The following is an 8,922-nucleotide window of genomic DNA, read 5'->3' on the forward strand; positions in this document are numbered from 1 at the left end:
ACCGGCAGGCCGCCGACACCGTCGCGCGCTGGCGCTTCGTGCCCGGCACGCGCAACGGCGTGCCCGAGGCCATGTGGTTCGTGCAGCCGATCAACTTCGTCCTGAAACAGTAAACCGCCCACGCCCTACGGCAGGAGAAACCCCATGCAATCGCAATTCGGCATCGCCAACGTCTGGATCCAGGGCGACTTCGTCACCCGCGCCACGGCCGTGCTGCTGCTGGCTATGTCGCTGGCCACCTGGATCGTCATCGCCATCAAGGCGCTGGACATCGTGAAGTTCAAGCGCCTGGCGCGCGAGACGCGCGACTTCTGGCACAGCGAGGACTTCGCCGCCGGCCTGTCCAAGCTCGACGCCAGCCCCGCCAACCCGTTCCGGCACCTCGCCATCGAGGGCCGCGAGGCGACGGCGCACCACCGCAACAGCCAGGCGCAGCTGCACGACCACCTGGACGTGAGCGACTGGGTGACGCGCAGCCTGCGCAACTGCATCGACGAGTTCACGGCGCGCCTGCAGTCGGGCCTGGCGATCCTCGCCTCGGTCGGCTCCACCGCGCCCTTCATCGGCCTGTTCGGCACCGTCTGGGGCATCTACCACGCGCTGGTGGCCATCGGCAGCTCGGGCCAGTCCACCATCGACAAGGTCGCCGGCCCGATCGGCGAGGCACTGATCATGACCGCGCTGGGCCTGGCGGTGGCCATTCCCGCCGTGCTGGGCTACAACGCCCTGGTGCGTGGGAATAAACACATTCTCAGCAGCCTCAACAGCTTCGCCCACGACCTGCACGCCTACTTCGTCACCGGCGCGCGCGTGCGCGCCATGGCCGATGACACGGGCGCGAGCAAGGTCGTTGCCATGAAGAAAGGGTGAGTGCCATGGCCTTCGGAACCCAGGACGAGGCCGACGAGGTCATGAACGAGATCAACATGACGCCCCTGGTGGACGTCATGCTGGTGCTGCTGATCATCTTCATCATCACCGTGCCGGTCATGAAGCACGCCGTGCCGGTGGACCTGCCGCGCGCCGCCAACCAGGAGGAAGTGGTCAAGCCCGAGACCATCCGCCTGTCGGTGACGGCCGACGGCACCTACCATTGGAACGAAAGCGTGGTCGGCGACGACGAGCTGGAGTCGCGCCTGCGCGCCGAGGCGGCCAAGGATCCGCAGCCGGACCTGCACATCCGCGGCGACAAGGATGTGCGCTACGAGCGCGTAGCGCAGGCCATGGCGGCGGCGCAACGCGCGGGTGTGCGCAAGATCGGCTTCGTGACCGACCCCGGCAACTGAGACGCCGCGCGGCCCGCCGCTTCCTTCTACAGGCCGAGCGCCGCGATGCCGGCGCGCGCCACCTGGGCGTCCTCGGTCGACTTGACGCCGCTCACGCCGATGGCGCCCAGGCAGTGGCCGTCCTTCATGATCGGAACGCCGCCTTCCAGCATCCCGTCGATGGCCGGCGCCGAGAGGAAGGAAGTGCGCCCGCCGTTGATCATGTCCTCGTAACCCTTGCTCTCGCGCCGCCCGAGCGCGGCGGTGCGTGCCTTGGCCAGGGCGATGTGGGCCGAAACAGGTGCGGCGCCGTCCAGGCGCGCGAGCCACAGGGGGTGGCCGCCGTCGTCGACGATGGCGATGGTCACGGCCCACTGGTGCTTCAGGGCCTCGGCCTCGGCGGCCGCGGCCATCTGCTTGAGATCGGACAGTTCGAGGGCGTGGCGGGTTTGCATGGCATGGCTCCTGTGAAAATGGATGAAGAAGACCGCGCGAGCATAGCCCTCCCCTTGCGCCGGGCTGCCCGGCCCAGGGCAAAACAGTGGCACCCGCAAAGTATGGGATGATGGCCGGGTATTGCAAATCGGCCCGCGCAGCCCCACCTAGAATCCGCTGGCCTGCACTGTGCGGGCCATCTTCAGCAGGAGAGACAAGCACATGCAAACCGGAATCAACCGTATCGATACAGCCGGCTACGGTGTTTCGCGCGAACAGCGCCACCGTGTGCTGCGCAATACCTACTGGCTGCTCACCCTGAGCCTGCTGCCCACGGTGCTGGGCGCCTGGCTGGGCGTGGCGACCGGGATGACGCAGGCGCTCACGGGCGGCCTGGGGCTGATCGTCTTCCTCGGCGGCGCCTTTGCCTTCATGTTCGCCATCGAGAAGACCAAGCACTCGGCCGCGGGCGTGCCGGTGCTGCTGGCCTTCACCTTCTTCATGGGCCTGATGCTCTCGCGCCTGATCGGCGCCGTGCTGGGCTTCAAGAACGGCGGCGAACTGATCATGACCGCCTTCGCGGGCACGGCCGGCGTGTTCTTCGTGATGGCGAGCCTTGCCACCGTGATCAAGCGCGACCTGTCGGGCCTGGGCAAGTGGCTGTTCGTCGGCGCGCTGGTGCTGATCGTGGGCTCCATCATCAACGTGTTCGTGGCCTCGACGGCCGGCATGATGGCCATCTCGGTGGCCGCCATCGGCATCTTCAGCGCCTTCATGCTCTACGACATCAAGCGCATCCTGGACGGCGGCGAGACCAACTACATCAGCGCCACGCTGGCGCTGTACCTCGACCTGTTCAACGTGTTCCAGAGCCTGCTGGCGCTGCTGGGCATCATGGGTGGCGAGCGCGACTGAGGCGCGCAGCGCGGTGTGCTGCTTTGGGGTGCAAGACACCATCGCCCCGGCCCGCCGCCCCCAAGGCCCTGCGCTGCCCGCAGGGCCTTTTTGCTGGGCGCGCCGCCGGATTCAAGCTTTGCAGGAATCTGCCGATAAGGTGGGCATGACGCTGCGCCGCCCTTCCGATGCCGCCCCGCGGGGCCGCCGCTCCCTGCTGCATCTGGCGCTGCTCGGGGCGACCTTGCTGTCGCTGGCCGGCTGCGACATCCCCGGCCTGGGGCCGGATCCGCGCGTGCTGCAGCGCGAGGCCGAAGCCCGGGCGATCGGAGGCGCCTGCCGGCATGCCCTGCGCGGCCTGGAAGACTGCTTCACGCTCAACCCGAAGGCCCCCAAGGCCCTGGTCTTTGCCGGTTGGAAGGACATGGACCAGTACATGCGCGAGAACAAGCTCGAAGGAACGCCTTCGGTGCTCACGGAACTGCAGAAACCTGCTGCCGAGGCCCCTGCGGCGCGCCGCAGCCGCGACGCGGACGAAGCCGACGAAGGCCGCAGCACGCGCAACCGCGGCTGAAATCGCGCCTCCGCCCCAGGTCGGTGCTCGGCGCCTCAGTCGCCAGCGCGCTCGAACACGGCGATGCTCTCGACGTGCGCCGTATGCGGGAACATGTTCACCACGCCCGCAGCCGCGCAGCGGTAGCCCGCCTGGTGCACCAGCAGGCCCGCATCGCGCGCCAGGGTGGCGGGGTTGCAACTCACGTAGACGATGCGCTGCGGCGGCGTCCAGCCTGCCGCGCCCTCGGGCAGGGGCGGCGCGTCCGGTGCGCCGAGGCGTGCCTGGTGGATGTCCGCCAGGGCCTTGACCAGCGCGAAGGCGCCCTCGCGCGGCGGATCGACCAGCCACTTGTCCGCGACCCCATCGGCCATGAGCTGCGCAGGCTCCATCTCGAACAGGTTGCGCGCCAGGAAGCGGGTGGCGGCCAGTGGCGGCAGACCACTGCCGCGCTGCGCCTGGTTGTGCTGGAAGTTCTGCTGGGCGCGCTCCACCAGCGCCGGGCTGCCTTCGATGCCGAGCACTTCGCGCGCCCGCGTGGCCAGGGGCAGCGTGAAATTGCCCAGGCCACAGAACCAGTCGATCACCCGCTCGTGGGGCTGCGCATCCAGCAGGCGCAGCGCCCGCGCCACCAGCACGCGGTTGATGTGCGGGTTGACCTGGGTGAAGTCGGTGGGGCGAAAGGGCATGGTGATGCCGAACTCCGGCAGCCGGTAGGCCAGCTGGGCCGCGCCCCGCGGATCGAGCAGATGGACCGTGTCCGGACCCTTGGGCTGCAGCCACCACTGCACGCCGTGCTCGGCGGCGAAGGCGCGCAGGCGCTGCAGGTCGGGCGCGGACAGCGGCTCCAGGTGGCGCAGCACCAGCGCCGTGACATCGTCCCCGCAGGCCACCTCGATCTGCGGGCAAGTGTCGCGCGCATCCATGGAGGCGATCAGCGCGCGCAGCGGCATCAGCATCGCATCGACGTGCGGCGGCAGGATCTTGCAGGTCTGCATGTCGGCGATGTAGCGGCTCTTGCGCTCGTGGAAACCCACCAGCACAGTGCCTTTCTTCGCCACATGGCGCACCGACAGGCGCGCGCGCCAGCGGTAGCCCCAGGCCGGCCCCTCGATGGGGCGCAGGATGTGTTCGGCGCGCACCTTCGCCAGGTGCCCGAAGTCTTCTTCCAGGGCGCGCTGCTTGATGGCGACTTGGGCGCGGGGTTCGAGGTGCTGCATCTTGCAGCCTCCGCAGGCGCCCGTGTGCAGTCCGAAGTGCGGACACAGCGGCCGCACCCGCTGGCTCGACTCCCGGTGGATTTCCGTGAGCGCCGCCTGCTCCCAGTGGCTCTTCCTGCGCCCGGCCGGAACGGCGCTGACCCATTCCGTCGGCAGGGCGCCGTCGATGAACACCACCTTGCCGTCGGCGCGGTGCGCCACGCCCTGGGCGTTCAGGTCCATGGCCGTGATTTCCAGCCAGTCGGCGGGAAACCCGGAGGCACCACCCGCTTCCGGTCGAGGGACAGGAACGTCGGTTTCCGGGAGCGTGGGGGTGGCGGGATGGTCGGTTTCGGGGCGAAGACTCATGCCCCGATTGTCTCAGAGCGCCCGTGGCCCCGCGGCCCTGCAGGACGCCCGCGCGTGCTCAGCCGCGGTCTGCGCGCCCCGTCCGGGGACGGATGCCAGCGGCCGCCGGCACCGCTCCCTCGCCACCTGCCCGAAGGGCCCCTGCCCGCACCGGCAGGCGGTGCACCTCCAGTTCGCAGGCCTCGCTGTCGAGCGTGAATACCATGGCGCCGCCGGGCGCGACCTCCGGCAGGGTCTCGTGCAGGTTGCGCGACATGTCCACCGGCGGCGTCTGCGCGCGGTAGACGACCTGACGGTCGGCGCCGTAGACGATGTAGCAGGCGGCCTGGGCAGCCTGGTGGACACCGGCCAGGGCCAGCAGCCCGGCTGCCAGCGAAAGAGCCTGTCGGGTTCTTGCCATCTTCGTTTCTCCTCCGGGGGCGACGCGCCGCCAGGCGGCGGGGACACCCTCATGTGTTGTGGTCCTGAACCCCGATTATTGCGCGCACCGGCCGCCGCGGCACTCAGCCCAGCGGCAGATGGCTCGAGTGCTTGACCTCCTCCATCACCGCATAGGTCCGCGTCTCGCGCACTCCCGGGAGTTGCCAGAGCACGTTGCCGGCGAACTGGCGGTAGGCCGCCATGTCGGCCGAGCGCGTCTTGAGCAGGTAGTCGAAGCCGCCCGCGACCATGTGGCATTCCAGGATCTCCGGGTGGGCGTGCACCGCGGCCTTGAAGCCGTCGAAGACGTTGGGCGTGGTGTGATCGAGCAGCACCTCGACAAAGACCAGCATCCCGGCGCCGAGCTTGAGCGGGTTGAGCCGCGCCTCGTAGCCCAGGATGTAGCCCTCGCGCGTCAGGCGCTGCACCCGCGCCAGCACGGCCGTGGGCGACAGGGCGACGGTCTCGGCCAGCTTGAGGTTGGAAATGCGACCGTCCTGCTGGAGGATCTTCAGGATCCTCCGGTCGATTCGATCGATATTGCTGATTTCACCCGAATTCATCAGCCGATTATTCAACGGACAGACTCGATTTTGGTGATTCATTCGTCAACTCACCATCGATCATCGCGGCATGAACGCGCCCACCTTCTTCCCCCGCCCCCGCGATGCCTCTCCGCTGCGCCAGGCCATCACGGCCGCCTGGCGGATTCCCGAGCCCGAGGCCCTTGCCCCCCTGCTTGAGGAAGCCCGCCTGCCCAGCGGACAGCGGCAATCCATCCAGGCGCACGCCCTGCGGCTGGCCGAAGGGCTGCGCGAGCGCCACGGCGCGGGCGGCCGCTCCGGGCTGGTGCAGGCGCTGCTGCAGCAGTTCTCGCTTTCTTCCCAGGAAGGCGTGGCGCTGATGTGCCTGGCGGAGGCGCTGCTGCGCATCCCGGATGCCGCCACGCGCGATGCGCTGATCCGCGACAAGGTCGGCGCGGGCGACTGGGCGGCGCATCTGGGGCGCAGTCCGTCGCTGTTCGTGAACGCGGCGACCTGGGGTCTGCTGATCACCGGCAGGCTGGTGTCCACGCACAGCGAAAGCGGGTTGGGCGAGACCCTGCGCCGGCTGAGCGCGCGTGGCGGCGAACCGCTGATCCGCAAGGGCGTGGACGTTGCCATGCGCATGATGGGCGAACAGTTCGTGACCGGCCAGACCATCGACCAGGCGCTGCAGCGCGCCCGCCCGCTGGAAGCACGCGGTTTTCGCTATTCCTACGACATGCTGGGCGAGGCGGCGCTCACCGCCGAGGATGCCGAGCGTTACCTGCAGTCCTACGTCGACGCGGTGCACGCCATCGGGCGCGCGAGCGCCGGGCGCGGCGTGTATGAAGGCCCCGGCATTTCCATCAAGCTCAGCGCACTGCACCCGCGCTACCAGGTCGCGCAGTGGGAACGCGTGATGGACGAGCTCTACCCACGCGTGCTGCAGCTGGCGCAGCTGGCGCGGGACTACGACATCGGCCTGAACATCGACGCCGAGGAAGCCGACCGGCTGGAGCTGTCGCTGGACCTGCTGGAGCGCCTGTGCCACGAGCCTTCCCTTGCCGGCTTCGACGGCATCGGCTTCGTGGTCCAGGCCTACCAGAAGCGCTGCCCCTTCGTGATCGACTTCTGCATCGACCTGGCGCGCAGGAGCGGCCACCGGTTGATGATCCGCCTGGTCAAGGGCGCCTACTGGGACAGCGAGATCAAGCGCGCGCAGGTGGACGGGCTGGACGGCTACCCGGTCTACACGCGCAAGGCCCACACCGACGTGGCCTACATCGCCTGCGCCCGGCGGCTGCTGGCGGCGCCGGATGCGGTCTACCCGCAGTTCGCCACGCACAACGCCCAGTCGCTCGCCACCATCTGGGAGCTGGCCGAGCCCGGGCGCTGGCAGCCCGGCCAGTACGAATTCCAGTGCCTGCACGGCATGGGCGAACCGCTGTACGAGCAGGTGATCGCCGAGCGCCCCTGCCGCATCTACGCGCCGGTGGGAACGCACGAGACCCTGCTCGCCTATCTGGTGCGCCGTCTCCTGGAGAACGGCGCCAACACCTCCTTCGTGAACCGCGTCGCCGACACGGCGCAGCCGCTCGAGGCCCTGGTGGCAGACCCGGTGGCTGCCGTGGACGCCCTGGCAGCGGCGGAGGGCCAGCCCGGCCTGCCGCATCCGGGCATCACGCTGCCGGACAGGCTCTATGGCACGGCGCGCGACAACTCCTGTGGCCTCGACCTGGCCAATCCCGAGACACTGGCGGCGATCGGCGACGCCCTGCGAACGAGCCGCGCCGCGCCGCTGCTGGCGGGGCCGGTGCTGGCGGACGGAGCCGATGGCGCCGACGCGAACAGTCCGGCCCCGCTGGAGGTGCGCAATCCGGCAGACCACGGCGATGTGGTCGGCCGAGTGCACGAGGCGAGCGCCGCGCAGGTCAATCACGCCCTGGATGCCGCGCAACACGGCCAGGCCGACTGGGCCGGTGTTCCTCCACCCCGCCGTGCCCAGCTGCTGCGCCGCGCGGCCGAGCTGCTGGAGGAAGAGCAGCTGCCCCTGCTGGCGTTGCTGGTGCGCGAGGCCGGCAAGACGGCCGCCAATGCCGTGGCGGAGGTGCGCGAGGCGGTGGATTTCCTGCGCTTCTATGCCGCGCAGGTCGATGGCCTCTGGGACAACGACAGCCACGTCCCCCTGGGGCCAGTGGTCTGCATCAGCCCCTGGAACTTCCCCCTGGCCATCTTCCTGGGCCAGGTGGCGGGCGCCTTGGCGGCGGGCAACGTGGTGCTGGCCAAGCCGGCCGAGCAGACGCCGCTGGTGGCCCATGCGGCGGTGCGCCTGCTGCACCGCGCGGGCATTCCGGAAGCTGCGCTGCAACTGCTGCCCGGGCGCGGCGAGACCGTGGGCGCCCAGCTGGTGGGCGATGCGCGCACCCTGGGCGTGATGTTCACGGGCTCGACCGAGGTGGCCCGCCTGCTGCAGCGCACCCTGGCCGAGCGCCTGGGGCCGACGGGGCAGCCGGTGCCGCTGATTGCCGAGACCGGCGGCCAGAACGCGATGATCGTGGATTCGTCGGCGCTGGCCGAGCAGGTGGTGGCGGACGTCGTCTCCTCGGCCTTCGACAGCGCCGGCCAGCGCTGTTCGGCACTGCGGGTGCTGTGTCTGCAAAACGATGGGGCCGGGCGCGTGCTGCAGATGCTGCGCGGCGCCATGCGCGAGCAGCGCACGGGCGATCCCTCGCGCCTCGCCACCGACGCCGGCCCGGTGATCGACCAGGAAGCGCAGCGCGGCATCCTGGACTACATCGCGCAGCGGCGCGCTGCCGGCCACCCCGTCCATCAGGCCGAAACCGACCCCGAAGCCACCGCCCGCGGCACCTTCGTCGCACCCACCCTGATCGAGCTGTCGAGCGCCGACGAGCTGGGCGCGGAGGTGTTCGGCCCGGTGCTGCACGTGGTGCGCTATGAACGCGAGCAGCTGCCCGGCCTGCTGGCCCAGGTCAACGCCACCGGCTACGGCCTCACGCAGGGGGTGCACACGCGCATCGACGAGACGGCGGCGCAGGTGGCGCAGCAGGCGCGCGCCGGCAATCTCTACGTGAACCGCAACATGGTCGGGGCGGTGGTGGGCGTGCAGCCTTTCGGCGGCGAAGGGTTGTCGGGCACCGGCCCGAAGGCGGGCGGGCCGCTGTACCTGCTGCGCCTGCTCGCCCGCCATCCGGCCACCGCCGCGCAGGAGGCGATCGCCGCCATGGCGGCGCGGGCCCCGGAGG

The 8,922-nt window shown here is 70.0% G+C and carries 10 protein-coding genes; 6 read left to right on the plus strand and 4 right to left on the minus strand.

Going from position 1 to position 8,922, the window contains the following annotated elements:
• The 3 genes from A612_RS17845 to A612_RS06930 form a co-directional block, all read left to right on the plus strand.
• A partial coding sequence (locus A612_RS17845; RefSeq protein ID WP_019373782.1) for an energy transducer TonB occupies positions 1 to 113 on the plus strand: 113 nt, incomplete at its 5' end.
• A gap of 31 nt (positions 114 to 144) precedes the next feature.
• Complete coding sequence (locus tag A612_RS06925) at positions 145 to 870, plus strand: MotA/TolQ/ExbB proton channel family protein (protein WP_019373783.1); 726 nt, start codon at positions 145 to 147, stop codon at positions 868 to 870.
• 5 nt (positions 871 to 875) lie between these two features.
• Complete coding sequence (locus A612_RS06930; RefSeq protein ID WP_019373784.1) at positions 876 to 1,286, plus strand: ExbD/TolR family protein; 411 nt, start codon at positions 876 to 878, stop codon at positions 1,284 to 1,286.
• A 26-nt stretch (positions 1,287 to 1,312) separates the two neighbouring features.
• Here A612_RS06930 and A612_RS06935 read toward each other — a convergent pair whose 3' ends face one another.
• Positions 1,313 to 1,720, minus strand: a complete 408-nt coding sequence (locus tag A612_RS06935; protein WP_019373785.1) for a GlcG/HbpS family heme-binding protein — start codon at positions 1,718 to 1,720, stop codon at positions 1,313 to 1,315.
• A 202-nt stretch (positions 1,721 to 1,922) separates the two neighbouring features.
• Here A612_RS06935 and A612_RS06940 point away from each other — a divergent pair, with 202 nt between their 5' ends.
• Complete coding sequence (locus tag A612_RS06940; RefSeq protein ID WP_019373786.1) at positions 1,923 to 2,615, plus strand: Bax inhibitor-1/YccA family protein; 693 nt, start codon at positions 1,923 to 1,925, stop codon at positions 2,613 to 2,615.
• Between the two features lie 145 nt (positions 2,616 to 2,760).
• Positions 2,761 to 3,168 carry a hypothetical protein gene (locus A612_RS06945; protein ID WP_019373787.1) on the plus strand — a complete coding sequence of 136 codons (408 nt, stop codon included), beginning with the start codon at positions 2,761 to 2,763 and terminating at the stop codon, positions 3,166 to 3,168.
• Between the two features lie 35 nt (positions 3,169 to 3,203).
• Here the strand turns inward: A612_RS06945 and rlmD are convergent, their stop codons facing one another.
• From rlmD to A612_RS06960, 3 genes are all read right to left on the minus strand, one after another.
• Positions 3,204 to 4,715: a 23S rRNA (uracil(1939)-C(5))-methyltransferase RlmD gene (gene rlmD, locus A612_RS06950; protein WP_081501131.1), complete on the minus strand. Its 1,512-nt coding sequence runs from the start codon at positions 4,713 to 4,715 to the stop codon at positions 3,204 to 3,206.
• Between the two features lie 58 nt (positions 4,716 to 4,773).
• Positions 4,774 to 5,115, minus strand: a complete 342-nt coding sequence (locus A612_RS06955; RefSeq protein ID WP_019373789.1) for a hypothetical protein — start codon at positions 5,113 to 5,115, stop codon at positions 4,774 to 4,776.
• Between the two features lie 103 nt (positions 5,116 to 5,218).
• A complete protein-coding gene (locus tag A612_RS06960) occupies positions 5,219 to 5,698 on the minus strand; it encodes an Lrp/AsnC ligand binding domain-containing protein (protein ID WP_019373790.1) in 480 nt (159 codons plus the stop codon).
• Between the two features lie 70 nt (positions 5,699 to 5,768).
• On the opposite strand from A612_RS06960, the gene putA reads away from it, so the two are divergent.
• Positions 5,769 to 8,922: trifunctional transcriptional regulator/proline dehydrogenase/L-glutamate gamma-semialdehyde dehydrogenase (gene putA, locus A612_RS06965; RefSeq protein WP_019373791.1), on the plus strand; the 3,154-nt coding region annotated here is incomplete at its 3' end.

The sequence above is a fragment of the Melaminivora alkalimesophila genome, assembly GCF_000282995.1.
GTDB classification, from domain to species: domain Bacteria; phylum Pseudomonadota; class Gammaproteobacteria; order Burkholderiales; family Burkholderiaceae_C; genus Melaminivora; species Melaminivora alkalimesophila.